General features: G+C 75.4%; 21 protein-coding genes. 13 read left to right on the top strand and 8 right to left on the bottom strand.

Going from position 1 to position 24,835, the window contains the following annotated elements; translation table 11 throughout:
* Positions 1 to 5 precede the first annotated feature (5 nt).
* From secD to AB2L28_RS11855, 4 genes are all read left to right on the top strand, one after another.
* Positions 6 to 1,967 (top strand): protein translocase subunit SecD, encoded by a 1,962-nt coding sequence (gene secD, locus AB2L28_RS11840; RefSeq protein WP_370719031.1) that lies wholly within the window; start codon positions 6 to 8, stop codon positions 1,965 to 1,967.
* Positions 1,967 to 2,974, top strand: coding sequence for a protein translocase subunit SecF (gene secF, locus AB2L28_RS11845; RefSeq protein ID WP_370719033.1), 1,008 nt, complete (start codon positions 1,967 to 1,969; stop codon positions 2,972 to 2,974). Before secD ends, secF begins: the two co-directional genes overlap by 1 nt.
* Before the next feature lie 2 nt (positions 2,975 to 2,976).
* Complete coding sequence (locus AB2L28_RS11850; RefSeq protein ID WP_370719441.1) at positions 2,977 to 3,528, top strand: adenine phosphoribosyltransferase; 552 nt, start codon at positions 2,977 to 2,979, stop codon at positions 3,526 to 3,528.
* Between the two features lie 88 nt (positions 3,529 to 3,616).
* Entirely contained in the window at positions 3,617 to 6,082 is a 2,466-nt protein-coding gene (locus AB2L28_RS11855) for a RelA/SpoT family protein (protein WP_370719034.1), read from the top strand.
* Here the strand turns inward: AB2L28_RS11855 and AB2L28_RS11860 are convergent.
* Together AB2L28_RS11860 and AB2L28_RS11865 are read right to left on the bottom strand one after the other, a co-directional pair.
* Positions 6,054 to 6,680: a hypothetical protein gene (locus AB2L28_RS11860; RefSeq protein WP_370719036.1), complete on the bottom strand. Its 627-nt coding sequence runs from the start codon at positions 6,678 to 6,680 to the stop codon at positions 6,054 to 6,056. The two genes, AB2L28_RS11855 and AB2L28_RS11860, sit on opposite strands and share 29 nt — an antisense overlap.
* Positions 6,681 to 6,764: 84 nt before the next feature.
* The gene (locus tag AB2L28_RS11865) at positions 6,765 to 8,321 is read right to left on the bottom strand and encodes a DUF349 domain-containing protein (RefSeq protein WP_370719038.1); all 1,557 of its coding nucleotides are present in this window, start codon (positions 8,319 to 8,321) and stop codon (positions 6,765 to 6,767) included.
* A gap of 90 nt (positions 8,322 to 8,411) precedes the next feature.
* Here AB2L28_RS11865 and AB2L28_RS11870 point away from each other — a divergent pair, with 90 nt between their 5' ends.
* Complete coding sequence (locus tag AB2L28_RS11870; RefSeq protein ID WP_370719040.1) at positions 8,412 to 9,086, top strand: MBL fold metallo-hydrolase; 675 nt, start codon at positions 8,412 to 8,414, stop codon at positions 9,084 to 9,086.
* Positions 9,087 to 9,099: 13 nt separating this feature from the next.
* On the opposite strand, the gene AB2L28_RS11875 is transcribed toward AB2L28_RS11870, so the two are convergent.
* Together AB2L28_RS11875 and AB2L28_RS11880 are read right to left on the bottom strand one after the other, a co-directional pair.
* The gene (locus tag AB2L28_RS11875; protein WP_370719041.1) at positions 9,100 to 9,774 is read right to left on the bottom strand and encodes a pentapeptide repeat-containing protein; all 675 of its coding nucleotides are present in this window, start codon (positions 9,772 to 9,774) and stop codon (positions 9,100 to 9,102) included.
* Between the two features lie 97 nt (positions 9,775 to 9,871).
* Positions 9,872 to 10,543 carry a hypothetical protein gene (locus AB2L28_RS11880; RefSeq protein ID WP_370719043.1) on the bottom strand — a complete coding sequence of 224 codons (672 nt, stop codon included), beginning with the start codon at positions 10,541 to 10,543 and terminating at the stop codon, positions 9,872 to 9,874.
* A gap of 347 nt (positions 10,544 to 10,890) precedes the next feature.
* Between AB2L28_RS11880 and AB2L28_RS11885 the strand changes: the two genes are divergently transcribed.
* The 6 genes from AB2L28_RS11885 (at position 10,891) to AB2L28_RS11910 (ending at position 15,877) form a co-directional block, all read left to right on the top strand.
* Positions 10,891 to 11,544, top strand: a complete 654-nt coding sequence (locus tag AB2L28_RS11885) for a TetR/AcrR family transcriptional regulator (RefSeq protein WP_370719044.1) — start codon at positions 10,891 to 10,893, stop codon at positions 11,542 to 11,544.
* A 276-nt stretch (positions 11,545 to 11,820) separates the two neighbouring features.
* Positions 11,821 to 12,189, top strand: coding sequence for a hypothetical protein (locus AB2L28_RS11890; RefSeq protein WP_370441471.1), 369 nt, complete (start codon positions 11,821 to 11,823; stop codon positions 12,187 to 12,189).
* A 124-nt stretch (positions 12,190 to 12,313) separates the two neighbouring features.
* The gene (locus AB2L28_RS11895; protein ID WP_370719046.1) at positions 12,314 to 12,913 is read left to right on the top strand and encodes a GTP-binding protein; all 600 of its coding nucleotides are present in this window, start codon (positions 12,314 to 12,316) and stop codon (positions 12,911 to 12,913) included.
* Entirely contained in the window at positions 12,910 to 13,296 is a 387-nt protein-coding gene (locus tag AB2L28_RS11900) for a roadblock/LC7 domain-containing protein (protein WP_370719048.1), read from the top strand. The genes AB2L28_RS11895 and AB2L28_RS11900 overlap by 4 nt, the downstream gene beginning before the upstream one ends.
* Before the next feature lie 101 nt (positions 13,297 to 13,397).
* The gene (aspS, locus tag AB2L28_RS11905) at positions 13,398 to 15,227 is read left to right on the top strand and encodes an aspartate--tRNA ligase (RefSeq protein ID WP_370719049.1); all 1,830 of its coding nucleotides are present in this window, start codon (positions 13,398 to 13,400) and stop codon (positions 15,225 to 15,227) included.
* The gene (locus AB2L28_RS11910) at positions 15,224 to 15,877 is read left to right on the top strand and encodes a phosphatase PAP2 family protein (protein WP_370719051.1); all 654 of its coding nucleotides are present in this window, start codon (positions 15,224 to 15,226) and stop codon (positions 15,875 to 15,877) included. The genes aspS and AB2L28_RS11910 overlap by 4 nt, the downstream gene beginning before the upstream one ends.
* Before the next feature lie 51 nt (positions 15,878 to 15,928).
* Here the strand turns inward: AB2L28_RS11910 and AB2L28_RS11915 are convergent, their stop codons facing one another.
* The 3 genes from AB2L28_RS11915 to AB2L28_RS11925 form a co-directional block, all read right to left on the bottom strand.
* Positions 15,929 to 18,010 carry an ArnT family glycosyltransferase gene (locus AB2L28_RS11915; RefSeq protein WP_370719053.1) on the bottom strand — a complete coding sequence of 694 codons (2,082 nt, stop codon included), beginning with the start codon at positions 18,008 to 18,010 and terminating at the stop codon, positions 15,929 to 15,931.
* A complete protein-coding gene (locus tag AB2L28_RS11920) occupies positions 18,007 to 19,308 on the bottom strand; it encodes a glycosyltransferase (protein WP_370719055.1) in 1,302 nt (433 codons plus the stop codon). Before AB2L28_RS11920 ends, AB2L28_RS11915 begins: the two co-directional genes overlap by 4 nt.
* A gap of 217 nt (positions 19,309 to 19,525) precedes the next feature.
* Positions 19,526 to 20,284 (bottom strand): response regulator transcription factor, encoded by a 759-nt coding sequence (locus AB2L28_RS11925; RefSeq protein ID WP_370719056.1) that lies wholly within the window; start codon positions 20,282 to 20,284, stop codon positions 19,526 to 19,528.
* Positions 20,285 to 20,513: 229 nt separating this feature from the next.
* Here AB2L28_RS11925 and AB2L28_RS11930 point away from each other — a divergent pair, with 229 nt between their 5' ends.
* The gene (locus tag AB2L28_RS11930) at positions 20,514 to 21,890 is read left to right on the top strand and encodes a replication-associated recombination protein A (protein ID WP_370719058.1); all 1,377 of its coding nucleotides are present in this window, start codon (positions 20,514 to 20,516) and stop codon (positions 21,888 to 21,890) included.
* Entirely contained in the window at positions 21,890 to 22,426 is a 537-nt protein-coding gene (locus AB2L28_RS11935; RefSeq protein ID WP_370719060.1) for a type II toxin-antitoxin system PemK/MazF family toxin, read from the top strand. Before AB2L28_RS11930 ends, AB2L28_RS11935 begins: the two co-directional genes overlap by 1 nt.
* Positions 22,427 to 22,432: 6 nt before the next feature.
* Here the strand turns inward: AB2L28_RS11935 and AB2L28_RS11940 are convergent, their stop codons facing one another.
* Entirely contained in the window at positions 22,433 to 24,814 is a 2,382-nt protein-coding gene (locus AB2L28_RS11940; protein WP_370719062.1) for a glycoside hydrolase family 65 protein, read from the bottom strand.
* Between the last annotated feature and the right edge of the window lie 21 nt (positions 24,815 to 24,835).

A 24,835-nucleotide genomic window follows, 5' to 3' on the forward strand; every position in this document is an offset into this window, starting at 1 on the left:
GTTGAGTGTCCAACGACCGGCCCACCGGCCCCCCACGCGTGCGCCGCGGCGCACCGATCCGTCGACCCCACCCCGGCCGCACGCTGGTGGCCCTGGTGCTCGTCGTCGTCGCCGTCTTCGCGGCGGTGGGGGCCGGCTCGATCTGGAGCTCGGCGCGCTGGGCGCCCGGGTTGGCCCTCGACCTCGAGGGCGGGACGCAGGTCGTCCTGACGCCGCGGTCGGTCGACGGCGGGGCCGTCCCGGCCGAGCAGGTCCAGCGCGCCGCCGAGATCATCCGCCAGCGCGTCGACGCCACGGGCCTGTCCGAGACCGAGGTGCAGGTCCAGGGCGGGCAGAACATCTCCGTGTCCATCCCCGGGGAGGCCACCCGCCAGCAGCTCGACCTCATCTCCCAGTCCGCGCAGCTGCGGATGCGGGTCGTCCTGTTCGCCCAGCCCGTCCAGCCCGGCGCGGCTCCCGAGCCCTCGCCCAGCGTCGAGCCCTCGGGCGAGGCCACCCCGGGTGACGGGGCGTCCGCCACGCCCACGGGGGAGGACGGCGCCCCCGCGGCGACGCCCACCCCGACCCAGAGCGCCGACGGCGCCGCCGCCCCCGCCGCCCTGCAGGCCGCGACGACGCCCCCGGCGGAGCCGGCGCCCGCGGCCACGACGACGCCACCGTCGCTCGCCGACATCGCCACGCCCACCCCGACGCCCGGTCCGGGGCAGCCGTCGACCGTCCCCACGCCCTCGCCGACCGACGCGAGCGACCTGGCGTGGCGCGACATCCCCGAGGTCGCGCAGATCTTCGCCGCGCTCGACTGCTCCGACCCCGCCCAGCGCTCCGGCGGCATCGTCGACGACCCGAGCAAACCGCTCGTGACGTGCGACCAGGACGGCACCTACAAGTACGTCCTCGGCCCGGCCGAGCTGGAGGGCACCGACCTCGTCAGCGCCAGCGCGGCCCAGGCCACCAACAACCAGGGCTTCACCACGGGCGCCTGGGTCGTCCGCCTGCAGTTCGACTCCGCCGGCGCCGAGCGGTTCTCGACGCTGACGACCCGCATCTCCACGCTGGAGCCGCCGCGCAACCAGTTCGCGGCCGTCCTCGACGGGCTCGTCGTCACCGCACCGACCGTCGACCAGCGCTTCGGGGCCGACGTCGACATCGAGGGCAACTTCACCCAGGCCTCGGCCGACGCCCTGGCCCAGCAGCTGCAGTTCGGCGCGCTGCCGGTCTCGTTCACCGTCCAGACCGAGGACCAGATCTCGGCCACGCTGGGGGCCGACCAGCTGCGCAACGGCCTCATCGCCGGTGCCGTCGGCCTCGTCCTCGTCGTGGCGTACATGCTCGTGCAGTACCGGGCCCTCGGTCTGGTGACGATCGCGAGCCTCGTCATCGCCGCGGCCCTGACCTACGGGGTGCTGCTGCTGCTGAGCTGGCTGCAGGGCTACCGCCTCAGCCTGGCCGGGGTGGCCGGGCTCATCGTGGCCATCGGCGTCACGGCGGACTCCTTCATCCTCTTCTTCGAGCGCGTGCGCGACGAGATCCGGGACGGGCGCATCCTGTCCTCGGCCGTCGAGGCCGGCTGGCGGCGCGCCCGGCGCACGATCCTCGTCTCCGACGCCGTCAGCCTGCTGTCGGCCGTCGTGCTGTACGTCCTCGCGGTCGGCAACGTCCGCGGGTTCGCCTACACCCTCGGCATCACGACGATCATCGACCTCGTCGTCGTCGTGCTCTTCACCCACCCGGTCGTGGCCGTCCTGGCCAAGACGAAGTTCTTCGGCGGCGGGCACAAGCTGTCCGGGTTCGACCCCGAGCACCTCGGCTCGGTCGTCGCCCGGCACGCCCTGCACCGCGGGGAGCACCGGCCGACGGTGGCCGAGATGCGCCGGGCCGAACGGGAGCGGGAGAAGGCCCGCAGCGGCGGGGGAGCGGGCGAGAGCTCCAGCGAGGACCGGAACGACGCGAACGGGGACGAGTCCTGATGGGCATGGCGCAACTGGGCAACCGCCTCTACACCGGTGAGTCCTCCGTCGACTTCGTCGGCCGCAGGAAGTTGTGGTTCCTCATCGCCGCGGCTCTCGTGCTCGTCTCCGCGGTGCTGCTGTGGAAGCCCGGGCTCACGTTCGGGATCGAGTTCGAGGGCGGCTCGGAGTTCCGCGTCAGCGGCTCGTCGAACCAGGACGCCGCCCGCGAGGCCGTCGAGGCCGTCCTGCCCGGCACCGTCCCGACGGTCACCAGCGTCGGCCAGGACGGGGTCCGGGTCCAGACCGAGGCGCTGACCTCGGGGCAGCTGGACGCCGTCAAGGGTGAGCTCGTCCAGCGGCTGGACGTCCCGGCGAGCGAGGTGACCTCCTCCAGCATCGGGCCGAGCTGGGGCGCGGACATCACGAACAAGGCCCTCACCGGCCTGGTCGTGTTCCTCGTCCTCGTCTCCGCGGTCATGGCGCTGTACTTCCGGGCCTGGACGATGGCCGTCGCCTCGCTCGTCGCGCTGTTCCACGACCTCGTCATCACGGCGGGCGTCTACGCCGCCGTCGGCTTCGAGGTCACGCCCGCCTCGGTCATCGGGTTCCTCACGATCCTGGGGTACTCCCTCTACGACACCGTCGTGGTCTTCGACAAGGTGCGCGAGAACACCGCCCAGGCGTTCCTCACGAAGGACCGGACGTTCGCGCAGGCGGCGAACCTCGCCGTCAACCAGACCGTCGTCCGGTCGGTGAACACCACCGTGGTGGCGCTGCTGCCGGTGGCGGCCATCCTCTTCATCGGGGACCTGCTGCTGGGGGCCGGGACGCTGCGCGACATCAGCCTCGCGCTGTTCGTCGGGATGCTCGTGGGGGCGTACTCCTCGATCTTCGTGGCGACGCCGCTGCTCGTGGTGCTGCGCGGGCGCGAGGCGCGCGTCCGGGCCCTCGACGCCGAGGTCGCCGGGCGCCGGACCGCCGATCCCGGCACGGCGCAGGAACCGTCGCAGGAGGTGCAGGCGTGAGCCTGACCGTTCCCGACCACTCGTCCGCGCTGGCCTCCGAGCTGGTCGTCCGCGGCTTCCGCGACGTCCCGGACTTCCCCGAGCCGGGCGTGGTGTTCAAGGACATCACCCCGCTGCTGGCCGACCCGGCGGCCTTCGGCGCGCTCGCGCGCGTCCTGGCCGACCTCGCGCTGGCCGCGGGGGCGGGCGCCGTGGCCGGCATCGAGGCCCGCGGCTTCATGTTCGCGGCCCCGGCCGCCGAGCGGGCCGGGGTCGGGTTCTGGCCCGTGCGCAAGGCCGGCAAGCTGCCACCGCCGGTGCTGCGCCGCGACTACGACCTGGAGTACGGCAGCGCCTCACTGGAGGTGGCGGCCTCGGCCGTCCGTCCCGGGGCGAAGGTCCTCGTCGTCGACGACGTCCTGGCCACCGGCGGCACCGCGCGGGCCGCGTGCGAGCTGCTCGAGGAGGCCGGTGCCGAGGTGGTCGGTCTCGTGGTCCTGCTGGAGCTGGCGTTCCTGGGGGGCCGGGAGGTGCTGGGCGAGCGTGCCGTGGTGGCCCTGCACACCCAGACCTGAGCAGGACCCGGACCCCGGTCCGGGGCGGGGGCGCGAGGTGCGCGCGGGCCCGACCTAGACTGGCGGTCCGGACGAGACGGAGGACGCCATGGCAGACGGCACGGACACCCACGCCCCGAGCGCCCCGGCCACGCCCGACGGCGTCGAGCCCACCCCGCCCGCCCCGCCCGCCTCGCGGGGGGCCGTCGTGCCCGCACCGGACCCCTCGACGCAGCCCGCCCAGCGTCCCGCCGGCGGTGCCCGGCCCAACGGTCCCGAACGTCGCCGCGGCCAGGAGACGTACACGGGCCCGGTCACGGCGGGCCGGATGCTGTCCCGGCTCGCGCGGTTCGGCCAGCAGCGCCAGAGCAGCGTGTCCCCGGTCCTGGAACCGCTGCTGCGCACGGTCCGCTCCACCCACCCCAAGGCCGACCTGTCGGTCGTGGAGAAGGCCTTCGAACGGGCCGAGCGCGCCCACGACGGCCAGCGCCGCAAGAGCGGCGACCCGTACATCACCCACCCGGTGGCCGTGGCGACGATCCTCGCCGAGCTGGGCATGACGCCCTCGACCCTGGCCGCCGCCCTCCTGCACGACACCGTGGAGGACACCGACTACCGGCTGGAGTCGCTGCGCGCCGACTTCGGCGACGAGATCGCCCTGCTCGTCGACGGCGTCACCAAGCTGGACAAGGTCACCTACGGCGACGCGGCGCAGGCCGAGACCGTCCGCAAGATGGTCGTGGCGATGGCCAAGGACATCCGCGTCCTGGTCATCAAGCTGGCCGACCGGCTGCACAACGCCCGCACCTGGCGGTACGTCTCGGCGACCTCGGCGGAGAAGAAGGCCCGCGAGACCCTCGAGATCTACGCCCCGCTGGCCCACCGGCTCGGGATGAACACCATCAAGTGGGAGCTGGAGGACCTGTCGTTCGCGACGGTCTACCCCAAGGTGTTCGACGAGATCGTGCGCCTGGTCGCCGACCGCGCCCCGGCCCGGGAGGAGTACCTGCAGGGCGTGCGGGCCCAGATCGAGGACGACCTCAAGGACGCCCGGGTGAAGGCGACCGTCACGGGCCGGCCCAAGCACTACTACTCGATCTACCAGAAGATGATCGTCCGCGGCCGCGACTTCGCCGAGATCTACGACCTCGTCGGGGTGCGGGTCCTCGTCGACTCCGTCCGCGACTGCTACGCCGTCCTCGGCGCGCTGCACGCGCGCTGGAACCCGGTCCCCGGCCGGTTCAAGGACTACATCGCGATGCCGAAGTTCAACATGTACCAGTCGCTGCACACGACGGTCATCGGGCCCGAGGGCAAACCCGTCGAGATCCAGATCCGCACGTACACGATGCACCAGCGCGCCGAGTACGGCGTCGCGGCGCACTGGAAGTACAAGGACGACCCGAACGCGGTGACCGCCGGCACGCGGCCGCAGACGGAGATGGACTGGCTGAAGTCCGTCGTCGACTGGCAGCGGGAGTCGGCCTCCGGTGACTTCCTCGACGACCTGCGCTGGGAGATCGGCGCCAACCAGGTCTTCGTGTTCACCCCCAAGGGCGACGTCCAGCAGCTCCCGGCGGGGTCCACGCCGGTGGACTTCGCCTACGCGGTCCACACGGAGGTCGGCCACCGCACGATGGGGGCCCGGGTCAACGGCCGCCTCGTGCCGCTGGACTCCACCCTCGACAACGGCGACCTCGTCGAGGTGTTCACGTCCCGGGCGGACGGTGCGGCCCCCAGCCGCGACTGGCTCACGTTCGTCAAGAGCCCCCGGGCGCGCAACAAGATCAAGCAGCACTTCTCCAAGGAACGACGCGAGGAGGCGATCGAGGCGGGCAAGGACGAGATCGCGCGCGCGATGCGCAAGCAGCACCTGCCGCTGCAGCGCCTGCTCTCGCACGACTCCCTGCTCGTCGTCGCCCGCGAGCTGAACCACCCCGACGTCTCCGCGCTCTACGCGGCCGTGGGGGAGCGGCACGTCTCGGCCCAGCACGTCGTCGACAAGCTCATCGCGGCCGTCGGCGGCGAGGCGGCCGTCGAGGAGGACCTCGCCGAGGCGACCACCCCGGGGCGCAACCGTCCCAGCCGCAGCAGCGGTGAGGCCGGCGTCGTCGTGGCCGGCGCCGACGACGTGTGGGTCAAGCTCGCCAAGTGCTGCACCCCGGTGCCGAACGACCCCATCGTCGGGTTCGTCACCCGCGGCGCCGGGGTCTCGGTGCACCGCGACGACTGCGAGAACGTCGAGCGGTTGCGCGAGGAACCCGAGCGGATCGTCGACGTGCAGTGGGCCTCGGCGATGCCGACCGGGCAGACGCGCCTGTTCCTGGTGCAGATCCAGGTCGAGGCCCTGGACCGGGCCCGGCTGCTCTCGGACGTCACGCGGGTGCTGTCCGACAACCACGTGAACATCCTGTCGGCGACCGTGAGCACGAGCCGGGACCGGGTCGCGCTGTCGAAGTTCTCCTTCGAGATGGCCGAACCGAGCCACCTGCACCAGGTGCTGGGGGCGGTCCGTCGCGTCGACGGGGTGTTCGACGCCTACCGCGTCATGGCCTCGCGCCCGCCGAAGGGCTGAGCGCTCGCGGCGTCGCGCTGCGCGGCAGGGACAACGCCCGCCGGGCCACCCGCACACCGGTGCGCCCGCGGGCGGCGCTGCTGGCGCGCTCGATCGAGGCCGCGTCCAGCAGCCCGGCCCGGGCCAGGGCGGCCCGCCACCCCGGCGCGCGGTGCGGGGCGGTGGTGGCGGCCTCGAGCAGGGCGCGCACCGGGCTGCTGACCCGCAGGGGCCCCACCGCCACGACGTCCGCGCCGTGCGTGCGGGCCCGGCTGCGCCGCACGACGACCCCGCCGACGGACGCGGTCGGGCGCCGGCCGGTGACGAGCACCTCCGTCGGCGCGGGCAGGGGGTGGCCGAGGTGGACCCACAGGGCGGCGGCCCCCAGGACGACGACGTCGGCCGGGAGGAGCAGCGCCAGCGCCCCCGCGCGGACCGCCGCGTCCTGCGGGGTGTCCACCCCGACGTCGCCCGCCACGAGGACGTCGCCGACCACGTGCCGCACCAGGCCCTGACGCAGCTCGACCTCCCAGGACTCCGCCGCCGCGGGCCGCCACGGCACCCCGGGGTCCAGGGGGGTTCCGCGGGTGAGGACGCCGGTCAGCCAGGGGGTGGGCACGCGGGCCAGCTCAGCACCCCGGGCCCGCACGCGCGAGACCCCCGCCCACGGCTGTGGACGGGGGTCCGGGGTCCTCGCGCGCGGTCAGCGCACGTCGCGGAGCGTGGCCTGCGCGGCGTCCAGCCACGCTCGGCGGGCCCGCAGGGCCTCCTCGGCGCGCGACAGCGCCCGTGCGTCCCCGGAGGCCCGCGCCTTCTCGACGTCGGTCTCGAGGTCGCGGATGGCGTCCTCGAGCTGGCTGGCCAGCCCCCCGGCCCGGGCCTGCGCCTCGGGGTTGCCCCGCGACCAGCGGGCCTGCTCGGCGTCGCGGACGGCCGTCTCGACCGCGCGCAGCCGGCCCTCGACCCGGCCGAGGTCGGCGCGCGGCACCTTGCCGGCGGCGTCCCAGCGGTCCTGGATGCCGCCGAGGGCCTTCTTCGTCGCGGCGAGGTCCTTGATCGGCAGGAGCGCCTCGGCCTCGGTGAGCAGCTGCTCCTTGACGACGAGGTTGTCCTTGAACTCCTCGTCGACCGCGTCGTTGGCGGCGGTGCGGGCGGCGAAGAACACGTCCTGGGCGGCGCGGAAGCGGTCCCACAGCGCGTCGTCGTCCTTGCGCCCGAGGCGGCCGGCCGCCTTCCAGCGGTCCATCAGCGCGCGGTAGGCGTTCGTCGTCCCGCGCCAGTCGGTCGAGGTCGACAGCGCCTCGGCCTCGGTGACGAGCTTCTCCTTCTCGGAGCGGATCGAGGTGCGCTGCTCGCCGAGCGCGGCGAAGTGGTGCCGGCGCATCTTGTCGAACGCGCTGCGGGCGTGGCTGAAGCGCTTCCACAGCTCGTCCTCGGAGCGCTTGTCGAGCCGGCCCTCGCGCTGGGCGGCTTTCCAGTCCTCGAACAGGGTCCGCAGCCGCTCACCCGAGGCGCGCCACTGCACCTTCTCCGGGTCCCGCCCGGCGATGGCCTCGGCCTCCTCCACGATCGCCAGGCGCGCGGTGCGCAGCTCCTCGCGGTGGGCGGCGCGGGCCCGGTCGGCGGCCGCGCGGGCCTCGTCGGCGACCGTGGCCAGGGCCTCCACCCGGGCCGCGAGCGCGTCGAGGTCGCCGACGGCGCGCGTCTCGGCCAGCGCGGTGCGCAGACCGTTGACGCCGGCCACGATGTCCTTGCCGCCGAGCTCGGTGCTGCGCAGGCGCTGGTCGAAGAGGTCGACCTGGGCCACCAGTTCCTCGTACTTGCGCACGAAGTAGGCGACGGCCTCCTCCGGCGTGGCGTCGGGGTAGGCGCCCACCTCGTGCTCACCGTCGGCGCGCCGCACCCAGACCGTGCCGTTCTCGTCGACGCGGCCGAAGGCCGCCGCGGCGTCCCGGTCGACGCTGGTGGTGTGACCGACCTCGCCCGCCTCGGGCGCCACGGCCGTGGGCGGGGCCGGCGGCTGCACCGGGCGGGGGGTGGGCCGGACGGCGCCCGGCGTGGGCCGCGGCGAGGGAGCCGGGGCGGGCTGCTCGGCGGGCTGCTCGGCGGCCGGTCCAGCGGCTTGCCCGTCCGGCTGCCCGTCCGGCTGCCCCGCCGGATCGGCGGGTGCCGCCGCGGGGGCGTCGAGGGTGGTCTCGGGGGTCTGAGGGGTGTCCGCCACGTCCTGGGGGGACGCCGGCTCCTGGGGCTGCTCGGTCACCTGCCTCATTCTAGGTCCCCAGTCCCCCGGACGGCACGGGCCGTGACCACGAGCCGCCGCCCGGTCGCTGCCGGTCACTACGCTGACCCCGTGATCGTCGACCGGATCGAGGCGTCCGTCTTCGGGACGAACTGCTACGTGCTGGCCCCCGAGGACGGTGCCGAGTGCGTCGTCGTCGACCCCGGCGCGGGGGTGAGCGACCGGCTCGCCGACGTCCTGCGCCGCCGCCGCCTCAAGCCCGTGGCCGTGCTGCTGACCCACGGGCACCTCGACCACACGTTCTCGCTCACCCCGGTGTGCGGGGCCCACGGCGTCGCGGCGACCATCCACGCCGACGACGCCCACCGGTTGCGCGACCCGCTGCGCGACCTCGGGGGGCCGCTGCGGGCGGCCCTGGAGGCGACGACGGGACGCGTCACCTGGAAGGAGCCCGACGAGGTCGTCACCGTGCAGGACGCGCAGCGCTGGTCCGGCGCGGGTCTGGGGCTGACGGTCTCGCACGCGCCGGGCCACACCGAGGGCTCGGTCCTGTTCGCCGTCGACCGGCCGGGCCGGGCCGGGCTCGTGCTGTCCGGTGACGTCCTGTTCGCGGGGTCGATCGGCCGCACGGACCTGCCCGGCGGGGACCCGGTCGCCATGCGCCGCAGCCTCGTCGAGAAGGTGCTCACCCTCGACGACGCCGTGGACGTGCTGCCCGGGCACGGGCCGGCCACGACCGTCGGCCGCGAGCGCGCCACGAACCCGCACCTGCTCGCGCTGCGCTGACTCTGGGGGCGGGTCAGTCCCGGACCAGCACCCCGAGGTGCTCGGCGAACGACGGTGCGAGCTGCAGGAGCTGGCCGGGGCCGACGATCGCCCCGCGCAGGTCGCCGACCCCGTCGAGGCCGTCGGTGATGTCGCTGCCGCGCAGGTCGACGGCCTCGAGCCGGGCACCGCTGACGTCGAGGCGGCCGATCCGGCACCCGGTGAACCGCACGCGCAGCAGGCGGGCCGAGCCCAGGTCCACGTCCCGCAGGTCGACCCCGTCGAAGGTGACGTCCACGAGCTCGGCCCCGCGCAGGTTCGCGAAGTCGACGCGACCGCCCCGCACCAGCACCCGGTTCCACGTCGCGGACGACAGGTCCAGGGCGCCGATGCGGCAGCCCTCCAGGACGGTCTCGCGCCAGGTCCCGGCGCGCCAGGGGGCCTCGGTCGCCCCCAGACCGGCCACGCGGCAGTCGACGAGCCGGGCCCCCGCCAGGTGCAGGCCGTCGGCGCGCGCCGAGCGGACGACGCAGCCGAGCAGCTGCGCGTCGCGGGCGTCGGCCCCGGACAGGTCGAGGTCGGCCGGGAACAGCTCCCCGTCGTGCGCACCGGCCGGCACCGGCGGCCGGGTGCGGCGCACCAGGTCGTCCTCGTCCGCGGGCAGGTCCGGGACCGGCAGGGCGGGGGTCGTCCCGGGGGGCTTGGGCACGGGCCGCAGCCTGGCACACGCCACCGGCGGGCGCCGCGACACCAGGACCCCCGCTCGGGGTCGGTTGCCCGAGGGATCCTCGCCCGAGGGCCGCCGGTCAGGAGACCGCGACGTCCTCGGCGGCGAACCCGAGGACGCGGACGCGGCCGTCGGGGGCGGCGAGCACCCGCCCGCGCGCGAGGAGCACCCCGTCGCGGGGCGGGGCGAGGCGGAACCGCACGTCGTAGGGCAGGCCGGTCGCGGCCGAGGACCGCAGGGCGGTGGCGACCAGCGTGCGGTCCTCCTCGTGCACGCCGCGCCGCAGCCACTCCGGCAGCGGGGCGTGCCCGGGGGTGGGGCCCAGCCCGCACAACGCCCCGCTGCGCGCGTCCCAGGAGACGGTGTCCCCGGCGGCGTCGTACTCCCACGCCCCGGTCGTCTCGCTGGGCAGGGCGGCCTCCCCGGCGGCGCGCAGGTCCACGCCCCGCCCGGCGGCGGGCAGCACCCCGGCGAGCCGGGCGCGCAGCGCGGCGGGGACGAGGTGGAGGGTGGCCGAGGAGCGCACGTCGGCCAGGACGCGGGCGAGGGCCTCGTAGCCGAGGCCGTCGCCCTGGACCACGAGGCGCTCGTCGGCGCCCTGCTGGTCGTCGAGCGCGACGGCGTCGACCAGCACGGTCAGCGCGGGGTCGGGGGCGTCGGGCAGGTCGTCGCCCCACAGGGCCTCGAGGGCGGTGCGGACCCGCTCGGCCCTGCGCCGCAGGTGGTGCTCACGGCTGAGTGCGTCCGGCACCACCGACCCCCTTCGCGGCCGCCGCGGTGGGCGTCCTCCTCCTGGTCGCGTCCGCAGCCCGTCCCGGTGCGGCGGCTGAGCGCACTAGGCAGTGAACCGCCCCGCACGGACGGTGACAAGCCCGCGCGCGAGCCCCGTCCCGCCGCTCCGGTGACGTGGTCCGTTCCCTCCACCGGGTCACGCTCTGCCACCGCGCGGATCGGCGGCGAGGGGCCGACGGCCGGGCGGTGCCGTCGTCGGCGGTCGACGTGGTCGCGACCCCTCCTGGTCCGAGGAGCTGGTCAAGCGACCTGGACGAGCGACCAGAAGGTCTCCGCGACGCGGTCCCGGTGTGCGACGATCGCGCCGTGGCCCCGCCCCGACCCCGACGCGACCCCGGCGCGAAGCGGGACGAGCTCATCGCCGCCGCCGCCCGCGTCATGAGCCGGGAGGGCGTGGCCGCCACGACGACCCGCCGCATCGCCGAGGAGGCCCGCGTCCCCCTGGGGACCGTCCACTACTGGTTCGCCACCAAGGACGAACTCCTCCGCGAGGTCGCCGCCGCCCACCTCCAGCAGGTCCACGCCGCCGGTCGCGACGCCGAGGTCGGCGCCGGGGAGCAGGGGCAGGGGCGGGCCGCCCAGGAGGCGCTCGCCCGGCTGCGCGCGGCGCTCGCGGCCGAGGGGTCCTTCGACACGGGCCGGCGGCTGTCCCTCTACGAGCTGACGACCTGGTCGTTGCGGACCGAGGGCCAGGCGGGCACGGCGCGCGAGCAGTACCGCGCCATGCGGGCCGCGGCGCGGTCGTCGTGCGAACCCTGGTTGCGGGCGCACGGGCCGCGGGGCGCGGACGCGGTGGCCGGCACCGAACGGCTGGAGGCGTTGTCCGCCCTCGTCGTGGCCCTCTTCGACGGGCTGGCCCTCAGCGAGCTCGCCGACCCGGAGGGGACACCGAGCGAGGCGGTGCTGGAACTGTTCAGCGACGTGCTCGGGGCGTGGGTCGCGTCGGCCTCCGGCCCGTGAGTGCCGGGAGCACCTGAGCTCGCGCACCACCTCGCCCCACCGGCCTCGTGAGCGCCCCGACGTCACCCCCCGGTGGGACCGACGCGCCCCCTCGACGCCCGACCGGCCCGACTCGTTGTGCCGCAGCGGTCTCCAGCGCAGGAATCACCCGTCTGGCCCGGCCCCGGGAGGTTCAGACCGCCCCTGCCGGGACCGATGCACCTGAGGACACCAGCAGGGGACAGCTCAGGGCGGCGGGCCGACCGCGGTCCGCGCCCCACGACCGGAAGGACAGACGTGACCAACGTCGACGCCACCCTCAAGGCCTGCCTCGAGATCGACGGCGCCACCGCCGCCGCCCTCGTCGACTACGAGTCGGGCATGTCGCTCGGCCAGGTCGGTGGCGGGGCCATCGACCTCGACGTCGCCGCCGCCGGCAACACCGACGTCGTGCGCGCCAAGCTGCGCACCATGCAGCGCCTCGGCCTCAACGAGCAGATCGAGGACATCCTCATCACCCTCGGCACCCAGATCCACCTGATCCGCCTCATCCAGTCGCAGTCCGGCCAGGGCCTGTTCCTCTACCTGGTCCTGAAGAAGGACTCCTCGAACCTCGCCATGGCCCGGCGCCAGCTGACGATCCTCGAGCGCGACCTGGCCATCTGAGCCCTCCCGCACCACCAGCACGCCCCGCACCGACGGCGGTCGGCCGGACGCTCCCGCGTCCGGCCGGCCGCCGTCGTGCACCGGGCCCGCACGGGCCCCGTCCACCCCGGCCACCAGGAGCCCCGTGAGCACGCCAGTCCGCAAAGTCGTCGTCACCGGGCCCTTCGGGGCGGGCAAGACGACGTTCGCCACGACCGTCACCCAGGGCCTGGACGGCGGGACGCTGACGACCACCGAGACCGGGGTCAGCGACGGGACCGCCGCGCTGAAGTCGTCCACGACCGTCGCCCTGGACCACACCAGCTTCGTCGTGCCGCCCGGGCCCGCCAGCGCCTGGGCGCCCACCCGCGTCAACCTGTTCGGCACCCCCGGCCAGGAGCGGTTCGCCTTCATGTGGGAGCTGCTCGCGCAGAACATGCACGGCTACCTCGTGCTCGTCGACGCCAGCCGCCCGGAGAGCATCGCCCAGGCCGCCGGCATCGTCGCCGCCTTCGCCCGCATCGCCCCCCGCAGCCCGCGACTCGTGGCCGTCAGCCGCTGGGCCGACCCCGCCGGGACCCGCACCCAGCTCGCCCACCTGCTGGGCACCGCGCCCTCGGCCCTGGTCGCGTGCGACCCGCGCGACCTGGCCCAGAGCACCGCCGTCCTGCGCCTGCTGCTCGACGGGGTCCACACGCTCGAGACCCTGGCGGCCCCGGTCCTGCCCGCGGGGGTGGACGCGTGATCGTCAAGCAGCACGCCCTGCGGGTGAGCGGTGCGCTCAAACGCGACATCGACGGTGTGCGCAGGGTCCTCGTCGCCCGCACCGACGGTCTCGCCTTCCACGACGACGGCCCCGAGCGCGACCACGAGTCCGCGGCCGCCATCGTGGCCACCGTGCTCGGGATCGCCCAGCGCGCCGCCGCGGCCAACGCCCTCGGCGGGTTCGTGCAGACCACCGTCAAGGGCGCCGACGGCTGCCTCGTCGTCTACGGCGTCAACGACGGTCACGTCCTGGCCGTCGTCACCGACCCCTCCGTCAACCTCGTCCTGCTGGACCGGCTCGCGCTGCGGCTCGTCGCCGACCTCGCCGGCGCCGAGAACGGCGCGCCCGTCCGCGCCGGCTGACCCCCCCCGGCAGCCGGGCAGAGCCGGGCAGAGCCCGACCCGGGAGTCCGTAGGATCGACCGTGCGCACCACCGCGCACTGACGATCGAAGGGACAACCCCGTGCTCCGCACCCACGAGGCCGGCAGCCTGCGCGCCGACCACGCCGGACAGACCGTGTCGCTCACCGGGTGGGTGGCACGTCGTCGGGACCACGGGGGAGTGGCCTTCCTCGACCTGCGCGACGCCTCGGGCGTCGTGCAGGTCGTCGCCCGCGACGAGATCCTCGACGCCGGCGGTGCGCACGACCTGCGCAACGAGTACTGCGTCCGCATCACCGGCGACGTCCGGCTGCGCCCCGACGGCAACGAGAACGCCGCCATCCCCACCGGGGCCGTCGAGGTCGACACCACCGAGCTCGAGGTCCTGTCCGAGGCCGCGCCGCTGCCCTTCCAGATCGACGACCACCTCAACGTCGGCGAGGAGGCGCGCCTGAGGTACCGCTACCTCGACCTGCGCCGCACCGGTCCCGCCCGGGCGATCCGGCTGCGCGCGGCCGCGGGTCGCGCCGCCCGCGCGGTTCTGGAGGAGAACGCGTTCACCGAGGTCGAGACGCCGACGCTGACCCGTTCCACGCCCGAGGGCGCCCGCGACTTCCTCGTCCCCGCGCGGCTGGCCCCCGGCTCCTGGTACGCGTTGCCGCAGAGCCCGCAGCTGTTCAAGCAGCTCCTCATGGTCGGCGGCGTCGAGCGCTACTACCAGCTCGCCCGCTGCTACCGCGACGAGGACTTCCGCGCCGACCGGCAGCCGGAGTTCACCCAGCTCGACATCGAGATGAGCTTCGTCGAGCAGGACGACGTCATCGACCTCGGCGAGCAGATCGTCGCCGCGCTGTGGAAGCTCGTCGGGTACGACGTGCCGTTGCCGATCCCGCGCATGACGTACGAGGAGGCCATGCGCCGCTACGGGTCGGACAAGCCCGACCTGCGGTTCGGGATCGAGCTCGTCGAGTGCGCGGAGTTCTTCGCGGGCACGAGCTTCCGCGTGTTCCAGTCCCCGTACGTCGGCGCCGTCGTCATGCCCGGCGGGGCCTCCCAGCCGCGCAAGGTCCTCGACGCGTGGCAGGACTGGGCCAAGCAGCGCGGCGCGCGGGGGCTGGCCTACATCCTCGTCGGGGACGACGGCGAGCTGTCCGGCCCGGTGGCGAAGAACCTGTCCGAGACCGAGAAGGCCGGCATCGCCGCCCACGTCGGGGCGCACCCCGGCGACTGCATCTTCTTCGCCGCCGGGGCCGTGAACCCCTCCCGCGCGCTGCTGGGCGCGGCGCGCGGTGAGATCGCCCGCCGCACCGGCGCGATCGACGAGAGCGCCTGGTCGTTCCTGTGGGTCGTCGACGCGCCGATGTTCAAGCCCGCGGCCGAGGACGACGACGTGTCGATCGGCGGTGGGGCCTGGAACGCCGTGCACCACGCGTTCACCGCGCCCAAGCCGGACGTCGCCGACACGTTCGACACCGACCCCGGATCGGCCCTGTCGAACGCCTACGACATCGTGTGCAACGGCAACGAGATCGGCGGGGGCTCCCTGCGCATCCACCGCCGGGACGTGCAGGAGCGCGTGTTCGCCGTCATGGGCATCTCCCCGCAGGACGCGCGGGAGAAGTTCGGTTTCCTGCTCGACGCGTTCTCCTTCGGCGCCCCGCCGCACGGCGGCATCGCGTTCGGCTGGGACCGCGTCGTCGCGCTGCTCGCCGGGGCCGACTCCATCCGCGAGGTCATCGCGTTCCCCAAGTCCGGCGGCGGTTACGACCCGCTGACCGCCGCGCCCGCGCCGATCACCGCCCAGCAGCGCAAGGAGGCCGGCGTCGACGCGAAGCCCGACGCGCCGAAGGACGAGGCGCCGAAGGGCGAGGCGTCGAAGGGGTCGGCGGCCGGGGGCGACCCGCAGGGGTGAAGGGCCTGATCGCCCTCGTCGCCCTGTGCGCGCTCGGGTTCGCCGCCCTGACCGTGGTGGTGACGGTCGGCGCGGTGCCGGGGGACGCGGCCGTCTCGGCGGCCGCGGTGGACTCGGCGAACGCCAGCCCCGGGACGACCCGGGTCGCCCAGGTGGTCGAGGCGCTCACCCAGCCGGTGTGGGTGTACCTCCTCGGCGTGCTCGGGGTCCTCGCCGCCCACCGCGCCGGACGCCGCCGCCAGGCCGGGGCGGCCCTGGCCGCCGGGGCGGTCGCCGCGGTGGCCTCGCCCGCGCTGAAGGCCCTCACCGACCGGGGCCGGCCCGCCCTGGAGGCCGGGCTGACGACGGCGGGCGGGGGCTCGTTCCCCTCCGGGCACACCCTGGCGTCGGCGACGGTCGTCCTCGCGGCGGTCCTGCTGCTCGCCCCGCCCGCGTGGCGGGGCGTCGTCGCCGTCCTGGGGGCCACCGAGCTCGTCGTGGTCTCGATCGACCGCGTCTGGCTGGGGGCGCACTGGCCGACCGACGTCCTCGGGGCCTGGCTGCTCGCCGGGGCCGTCGTGGGGGCCGCCGCCTGGTGGGCCGGCCGGTCGCGCGAGCAGGACCGTGACCGCCGTGCGCCGCGCGGGTCCGGTCTCCCACGCCGCCGGTAGCGCCGCCGGTAGCGCCGCCGGTAGCGCCGCGGGCCGCCCACGGGCGGGGGGTCAGGGCGTGGGCGCGGTGGCCGCCCGCGTCAGGTCGTACAGGGTCGTCCCGTCCACGGTCGTGGCCGTGAAGTTCTCCTCGACCCAGGTGGCGATCTGCGCGGACGTGTCGCTGCCACCGGTCCGCGTCCAGGCCATCGAGCGGCTCACCACGTAGTAGTGGATGTCGCCGGCGGCCACGTGCGCCTGGAACTGCGCCAGCGTCGGGGCGGGGTCGGTCCCGTTGAACCCGCCGACGGCCATCACCGGTTCCTGCGTCGCCAGCTGGTACCCGGCGGCGTTGTTGGACCCCGTCGTCGCGGCGACCCAGCGGTACTGCGAGGCGCCGGCCCCGAGCAGGGACGTCAGCGCCGCGCCGGGCGTCGTCGCGGACAGCAGACCACCACCGCCTCCTCGGCCACCGGTCCCGCCGAACCCGCCGGTGCGACCCGTGCGCGACCGGCCGGTCGTGGTGCCCCAGCCGGCTCGAGGAGCGGTCTGCGTCCCCGGCACCGGTCCCCGGGTGAACATCGAGGCGAACGGTCCGCCGCCGGGGCCGCCCCGCCCGCTGCCCACCGCGAACGACCCCGAGGAACTCGGACCCGCCGAGACGATGGCCCCGGTGTGCGGGGACGCCGCGGTCTGCACCGAGAACGCGACCGGCCCGGCCAGCACGGCCAGCGCCGCGGCGAGCGCCCCGGTGAGGCGCAGCCGTCGCGCGCCGGTCCCCTCGCGCACGACCACCGCGCCGGCCATCCCGCCCGCCCCCAGCAGACCGGTGACGAGCACGACCCAGCGCAGCCAGGGCAGGAACTGCGCGCTGCGGTCGAGCAGGACGAACGCCCACCCCGCGGTGACCGCGGTGAGCACCGCGAGGACCGGCAACGCCCACCGGGAGGTCCGGTGGTGCCACAGGCCGGTGGTGCCGAGCGCGACGAGGGCGGCGACGGCCGGCGCCAGGGCGACGGTGTAGTAGGGGTGGATGATCCCGGACATGAAGCTGAACGCCGTGAACGTGACGACGAGCCAGCCCGTCCAGGCCAGGAGAGCGGCACGGCGGGTGTCGGTGCGGGCCGCGCGGCGGGTGAGGACGAACCCGGCGGCGGCGAGCGCGAACGCGGCCGGCAGCAGCCAGGAGACGTTCCCGCCGAACTCGGGGCTGAACATGCGCGCGATACCGGTCCGGCCCCAGCCGTTCCCGGCGCCCACGCTACCGGTCTCGTCCCCGGTGAGCCGGCCGAACCCGTTGTAGCCGAACGTCAAGGACAGGAAGGAGTCGTCCTGCGAACCGCCCACGTAGGGTCGTCGGGAGGCGGGCAGGAGTTCGACGAGCGCGACCCACCAGCCGGCCGACAGCACCGACGTGCCCGCGGCCTGGAGCAGGTGGACCACGCGGCGGGGCAACGGGTGGGGCGCCGCCCACAGGTAGGCCAGCGCGAGACCGGGCAGGACGAGGAACACCTGCAACTGCTTGGTGAGGAACCCCAACCCGAGGAACACCCCGGCCCACAGCAGGAACCGCGCCCGGCCGGTGTCGACGGCCGTCAGCGTTCCCCAGGTCGCGGCCACCAGGAGCAGCACGAGCAGCGCGTCGGGGTTGTTGAACCGGAACATCAGCGTCGCGACGGGGGTCGTGGCGAACAGGAACCCGGCGATCAGGCCGGTGGCCGGGCTCGTACGGCGCCGCACCGTCGCGTGCAGCAGCGCGACGGTCGCCACCCCCTCCAGGGCCTGCGGGACGAGGATCGACCACGACGACAACCCGAACAGCCGGACCGACAACCCCGTGACCCACAGCGCGGCCGGCGGTTTGTCCACGGTGATCGCGTTGGCGGCGTCGGAGGACCCGAAGAACCACGCCTCCCAGGAGCGCGACCCGGCCTGGGCGGCGGCCGCGTAGAACGGGTTGGCCCACCCCGAGACCGACAGGCCGACGAGGTACAGGACGGCCGTGGCCGTCAGCAGCCCGAGCAGGGCGGGGCGCACCCAGCGCGGGTCGTGCTCCCGGCCCCGCCACGTGGCCCCGGCCAGGTGCCGCAGGCGGTCCGGGGTGCCCGAGCCGGTGCTGCGGGCCCACCCGAGGACGTCGGTGCTCGAACTCACGCCGGCACCTGCCCGGTCGTGTCACCGGGCCGGTGGTGCCGGCGGTCGCCGAAAACCCAGGTGCGCAGCAGGAGGAACCGGACGACCGTGGCCAGGAGGTTCACGGCCGTCAGGACCCCGAGTTCCAGGACCTGGTGGGCCTCGGGTCGGGCGCCGTGCAGGGCCAGCAGGCTGCCGGCGGTGGTGCCCCGGCCGAGCAGGAACACCACCGACCCCTGCGCCTGGTGCCGGGCCGCGCCCCGGGACCCGCGCACGCCGAACGTCAGCCGCCGGTTCAGCGCGGTGTTCGCGACGGCGGTCACCAGGAGGGCGAGGAAGTTCGCGACCTGCGCACTCGTGAGCGTCTGGAACGCCAGGTACAGCAGGGCGTGGGCCAGGGTGCTGGCCACCCCGACCCCGACGAAGCGGGTGAGCTGGCCGGCCAGGGAGGTGGGGACCCCGGCGACGTGGGCGGGTCGGGGACCGCGGCCGAGGCCGGCGCGGATCTCCGTCAGCGGCAGCCGGCCGGAACCGATCGCGACCGCCAGGCGGCGGGTCCCGCGCAGGTCGGCCAGCGCGGTCGCGACGATGTCCACGGTGCTGTCGGGGTCGTCGACCCGGTCGACGGGGATCTCCTGGATCCGCAGCCCGGCGCGTTCGGCCAGGACGAGGACCTCGGTGTCGAAGAACCAGCCGGTGTCCTCCACCAGGGGCAGGATCTGCGCGGCCACGTCGGCGCGGATGGCTGTGAACCCGCACTGGGCGTCGGTGGAGCGGACGCGCAGGGTGCCGTGCAGCAGGAGGTCGCAGCAGCGCGAGACGACCTCGCGCTTGGCGCCGCGGACGACGTGCGCACCGCGCGCCAGCCGTGAGCCGATGGCCAGGTCGCAGTGCCCGGACAGCAACCCGGCGACCAGCGGGAGCAGGGCGGCGAGGTCGGTGGACAGGTCGACGTCGGTGTGGGCGAGGACCGGGGCGTCCGAGGCCGACCAGACCTGCTTCAGGGCGCGGCCGCGCCCCTCCTCCAGCCGCACGTGCCGGACGTCGGGCAGCTCGGCGGCCAGGGCCGCCGCGACCTGCGGGGTGGCGTCGGTGCTGGCGTTGTCGGCGATCGTGGTGCGGGTGCGGAACCCGAACCCCGCCGGGTGCGCGTGCAGCCGGCGCACGCAGGGTTCGAGGTCGACCTCCTCGTCGTGGACCGGGACCACGACGTCCAGGGCGGGGGCGGTGCTGTCGCTCGTCCAGGCCTCGGCGGCCGGGCGGGGAACCGGCGGCCGCAGCGGGTGCCCGCCCGCGGGACCGGAGGTGGTCGCTGTCACGCCGCCAGCGTCGGTCGCGGACCTCCACCGGGGGTGGGACGGGGCTGTGGTGGGCCTGTGGGAGTGCAGGTCTCACCGTGCGCCGGGGAAGGCCGCCGACCGTGACGGTCCCCGTGGCGGGAGGCCACGACGGCCCGGACCAGCGGCGCGTCGGTGCTCGGGGGCGACCGGCTGCGCAGCGGCGAGGACGGGACCGCCGTGGTCCACCTCCCGGGGGTCAGCCGGCGGCGGCGACGGCGCCGACGGCCGGTTTCAGGACGTACCCCGCCCCGCGGACGGTGTGGATCATCGGGGTGCGGCCGGCGTCGATCTTGCGGCGCAGGTAGGAGACGTAGAGCTCGACGATGTTGGCCTGGCCGCCGAAGTCGTAGCTCCACACCCGGTCCAGGATCTGCGCCTTGGACAGGACCCGGCGCGGGTTGCGCATGAGGTAGCGCAGCAGCTCGAACTCGGTCGCGGTCAGGCGGACCTCCTGGCCCGCGCGGGTCACCTCGTGGCTGTCCTCGTCCAGGACGAGGTCGCCGACGGACAGGACGGGTTCCTGCTCGGCGGCACCCAGGCCGGAGCGGCGCAGCAGGCTGCGCAGGCGCGCCACGACCTCCTCGAGGCTGAACGGCTTGGTGACGTGGTCGTCCCCGCCGGCGGTGAGGCCGGCCACGCGGTCCTCCACGGCGTCCTTGGCCGTGAGGAAGAGCACCGGGGCGTCCGTGGTGTCGGCGCGCAGCCGGCGCAGGACCTCCAGGCCGTCGATGTCCGGCAGCGCGATGTCGAGGACCACCGCGTCGGGGCGGAAGGTGCGGGCGGCGCGGACCGCGTCCAGACCGTTCCCGGCCGTCTGCACCTCCCAGCCCTCGTAGCGCAGGGTCATGCTCAGCAGCTCGGACAGGGTCGACTCGTCGTCGACGACGAGCACGCGCAGCGCCGTGCCGTCGGGGCGGGTGGAGTCCGAACGCCGGGAGGTGGTGGTCGCGGTCATGTCCCCATCGTGGAACCGGACCCTGCCAGATGTCCCGGGAAACCCTGAGCCGGACCTGTGCGTCATCGCTGGAACGGACCAACGGGCCTGCGAGGGTCACCACCTGGCCCCGCACGCCGTGCTGACGGGGGTCCGGGGACCGGGGCACCGGGACCGGTGCCGGGCCGACGTCGTCGCCCCGGCGCGGGTGCGGCGCGGGCACGGCGGCGCCAGCACGTACGGTGCCCGGGTGGCCGACCTGTTCTCCAGCGAGCTCACCCCGGACGCGGGCGGCGCAGCACGTCGACCGCCCGTCCTGGCCGGGGCCCCGCTCGCCGTGCGGATGCGCCCTCGCTCGGTCGAGGAGGTCGTGGGCCAGCAGCACCTGCTGGGCCCGGGCTCGCCGCTGCGACGGCTCGCGACCGACGGCGACCTCGGTCGCGCGGGGCCGGCCTCGGTCATCCTCTGGGGTCCGCCGGGGACGGGGAAGACGACGCTGGCGACCGTCATCGCCTCCTCCGGCGGCCGCACCTTCGCCGAGCTGTCCGCGGTGACCGCCGGGGTCAAGGACGTCCGGACCGTCGTCGAGACCGCCCGCACCGACCGGGACCTGTACGGCCGGCAGACCGTCCTGTTCCTCGACGAGATCCACCGCTTCACCAAGGCCCAGCAGGACGCCCTCCTGCCGGGGGTGGAGAACCGCTGGGTCGTCCTCGTGGCGGCCACCACGGAGAACCCCAACTTCTCCGTCGTCACCCCGCTGCTGTCCCGGTCGCTGCTGCTGACGCTGCAGCCGCTGACGGCCGAGGACGTGCGCGGCCTCGTGCGCCGCGCCCTCGAGGACCCGCGCGGCCTGGCGGGGGAGGTCCGCGTCGAGGACGACGCCCTCGAGCACCTCGTGCGCGTCGCCGACGGGGACGCCCGCCGCGCCCTCACCGCCCTGGAGGCCGCCGCCGGTGCCGCGATCGACGGCGCGGGGCAGGCAGGTGAGCCCGTCGTCACCCTCGCCGACGCCGAACGGGCCCTGGACCGGGCCGCGGTGCGCTACGACCGGCAGGGCGACCAGCACTACGACGTGGCCAGCGCCTTCATCAAGTCGATGCGCGGCTCGGACGTCGACGCCGCCCTGCACTACCTGGCCCGCATGATCGAGGCGGGGGAGGACCCGCGGTTCATCGCCCGCCGCATCGTCATCTCCGCCAGCGAGGACGTCGGGATGGCCGACCCCTCGGCCCTGCAGACCGCGGTGGCCGCGCTGCACGCCGTCGCCCAGATCGGGATGCCCGAGGCGCGGATCGTGCTGGCCCAGGCCGTCGTCCACAACGCCACCGCGCCGAAGTCCAACGCCGCGTACGCCGGGATCAACGCCGCCATCGCCGACGTGCGCGCCGGGCTCGGCGGTCCCGTCCCGCCCCACCTGCGGGACGCCCACTACGCCGGGGCCGGGAAGATCGGCCACGGCCAGGGGTACGTCTACACGCACGACGTGCCCGCCGGGGTCGCCCAGCAGCAGTACGCCCCCGACGCCCTCGTCGGCAAGGACTACTACGTGCCCACCGACCGCGGGTTCGAGGCCGCCGTGCGCGAGCGCCTGGCCCGGCTGCGGCGCATCGTCAGGGGGCGCTGATGCTCGCCGGGCTCCTCCGCGCCGGGGTCCGCGCCCTGGCGCGCGAGCTCCAGCGGCAGGCCGGCGCCCCGCGGACCGTCCCGCCGACCCCGGAGCACGCCCCGGACCGTCCCCGACCGCGCCGCGGACGCGGGGCCCGCGACGCCGACCCCGGTCGCGTCCGGATCGAGTACGCGCCCCGCGCCGACGGCCGGCCCGACCCCGGCGAGGTCGTCTGGGCGTGGGTGCCCTTCGAGGAGGACGACGGCCGCGGCAAGGACCGGCCCGTCCTCGTCGTGGGGCGCGAGGGGGACCGGCTCGTCGGCTTCACGATGACGAGCAAGGACCACGTCGCCGGGGCCGGCCGCGGCGACGACGGCCGGGTCTGGGTCGACGTCGGCACCGGCGCCTGGGACCGGCAGCGCCGCCCCAGCGAGGTCCGCCTCGACCGGGTCCTGCGCGTCGCCCCGCGCGACGTGCGCCGCGAGGGCGCGGCCCTGGACCGGGCCCGGTTCGAGGAGGTCACCGACCGGGCCCGGAGCCTGCACGGCTGGTGAGCCCCGTCAGCGGCGCCGCCGCGGGCCGCGGTGCGCCGGCTGTTCCGGTCGTGGTCGCGCCACCACCTCCGGGTCCAGGGACGGCACGGGCAGGGTGACGGGCTCGTCGCGGGCGATCGTGAACTCCCGGCCGTGGTGGCGCAGGTGCACCGGGCCACCGTCGAGGAGGCGGTAGTCGGCCCGGTCCCCGTGCACCCGGACCTCCAGGCACGACCCCCGGTGCCGGGTGCGGAACCGCAGACCGGACAGGCCGTCCGGCAGGCGGGGGGCGAAGGACAGCTCCCCACCGCCGTCGCGCATCCCGCCGTACCCGGCCACCAGCGCCAGCCAGGCCCCCGCCAGGGAGGCGATGTGCAGCCCGTCCGCGGTCTTGCCGCGCAGGTCGTGCAGGTCCACGAAGGCGGCCTCGTGGACGTACTCGGCCGCCAGGCCCAGGTGCCCGACCTCCGCGGCCACGACGGCCTGCACCGCCGCCGACAGGGAGGAGTCGCGGACGGTCACGCCCTCGGCGTGCTCGAAGGCGTCGCGCTTCTCCTCCCAGGTGAACGCCTCCGGGCGCAGGTACAGCGCCAGGACGAGGTCGGCCTGCTTCACGACCTGCCGGCGGTAGAGGCTGAAGTAGGGGAAGGAGTCGGCCAGCGGGTACTGGTCGGGCCGGGTGCCGGCGAAGTCCCACCGCTTGCGCTGCCTGGCGCCCCCGTCCTGGGCCGGCACCCCGGTCGCCGGGTCGCGGGGCAGGTGGACGGCGTCGGCGAGCCGGGTGAACTCGGCGAGCTCGGCGTCGTCGACCCCCAGCGCCTCGGCCTGGGCCGGGAACCGCTTGGTCAGCTCCACCGCCGAGCGCAGGTTGGCCTGGGCCATGAGGTTGGTGTAGGCGTTGTCGTCCACCAGGGCGCTGTACTCGTCCGGCCCGGTCACGCCGTCGACGTGGAACCGGCCGTCGGAGTCCTCGCGCCCCAGCACGACCCACGTCCGCGCCGTCTCGACGACCAGGTCCACCAGGGCCTCCCGGGCGAGCTCCTCGTCGCCGGTGGCGTGCAGGTGGCGCACGGCGGCGTCGGCGACGTCCGCGCCCAGGTGCACCGCCGCGGTGCCCGCCGGCCAGTACCCCGAGCTCTCCCGCCCGGTGATCGTGCGCCAGGGGAAGCTCGCGCCCGCCAGGCCGAGCTCGCGGGCGCGCTCGCGGGCGGCGGGCAGCATGTGGTGGCGCCAGCGCAACGCCTCTGCGGCCGCCTGCGGCCACACGTGGTTGAGCACGGGCAGCACGAAGACCTCGGTGTCCCAGAAGGTGTGCCCGTCGTACCCGGTACCGGTCAGCCCCTTGGCCGGGATGCCCCGGTCGGTGCCCTGGGCGGCCGCCTGGAAGACGTGGAAGAGGGCGAACCGCGCCGCCTGCTGGAGGTCGTCGTCCCCGTCGACCTCCACGTCGGCGTGCGCCCAGAAGTCGTCGAGCACCGCCCGCTGCTCCCGGACCAGACCCTCCCAGCCCGTCCGGACCCCGTCGGCCAGCAGCCCCGCCAGCCGCGTCCCGAGGTCGTCCCGTTCGAACTGGGGAGCCCACCCGAGCGAGACGACCTTGCGCAGGCGCAGCAGCTCCCCGGCCTCCAGGCGGGTGCGGACCGTGGTGACCACCCGGTCGGGCAGGGCGTGGCTGCGCACGTCGGCGGTCGCCGGGGCCAGCACGTCGTGCTCGACGTGCGCGGCGACGGCCAGGCCGGACCCGTCGGTCCGCTGGCGCAACCGCCCGCCGTGGTGCTCGGCCCCCGAGCCCGTGTCGGCGACCGCCTCGTGCAGGTGCTCGCTCGCCAGGACCGCCGAGCGCACCTCGACGTCCACCGGGGCCCCGTCGGCGCGGACGGTGTACTCCAGGGCGACCAGGCCGGGCCGTTCCAGCGGGACGAGCCGCTGCGAGCCCACGACGACGCGGTGCCCGGCCGGGGACGTCCAGCGCAGGTGCCGGTGCAGGGTCCCGCTGCGCAGGTCCAGCACCCGCTCGTGCTCGGTGAGCTCCCCGGTGCGCACGTCCAGCGGCTCACCGGCGACGAGCAGCTCCACCCGGGTCGGGTCCAGCACCGGCACCAGGCGCTCCTGCACGGTGGGGTAGCCGTAGCTGTACTCCGGGTAGGTCAGCGGCCACAGCTCGAAGGCCCCGCTGAGGTAGGTCCCCGGAGTGCCGTGCGGGTCGCCCTCCTCCAGCGACCCGCGCACCCCGCACCGGCCGTTGGACAGGGTGAACAGCGACTCCACCTGCGCGAGCCGCTCCGGGTCCAGCGGACCCTCGCGCACCGCCCAGGCGTGCGGGGCCGCCAGACCCCTGCCGTGCGAGTCGTGCGAGTCGTGCGGGTCGTGCGGGTCGTGCGGGTCGGGTCGGGTGCGCGCGCTGGGCACGGTGGGTCCTCACTGTTCGGG

Source organism: Kineococcus mangrovi (assembly GCF_041320705.1).
GTDB classification, from domain to species: Bacteria; Actinomycetota; Actinomycetes; order Actinomycetales; family Kineococcaceae; genus Kineococcus; species Kineococcus mangrovi.

Bases quoted from the DNA above. Each gene is read 5' to 3' on its own strand.
- secF (WP_370719033.1), top strand. From the start codon at position 1,967: ATGGGCATGGCGCAACTGGGCAACCGCCTCTACACCGGTGAGTCCTCC.
- AB2L28_RS11855 (WP_370719034.1), top strand. From the start codon at position 3,617: ATGGCAGACGGCACGGACACCCACGCCCCGAGCGCCCCGGCCACGCCC.
- AB2L28_RS11925 (WP_370719056.1), bottom strand. From the start codon at position 20,284: ATGACCGCGACCACCACCTCCCGGCGTTCGGACTCCACCCGCCCCGAC.
- AB2L28_RS11935 (WP_370719060.1), top strand. From the start codon at position 21,890: ATGCTCGCCGGGCTCCTCCGCGCCGGGGTCCGCGCCCTGGCGCGCGAG.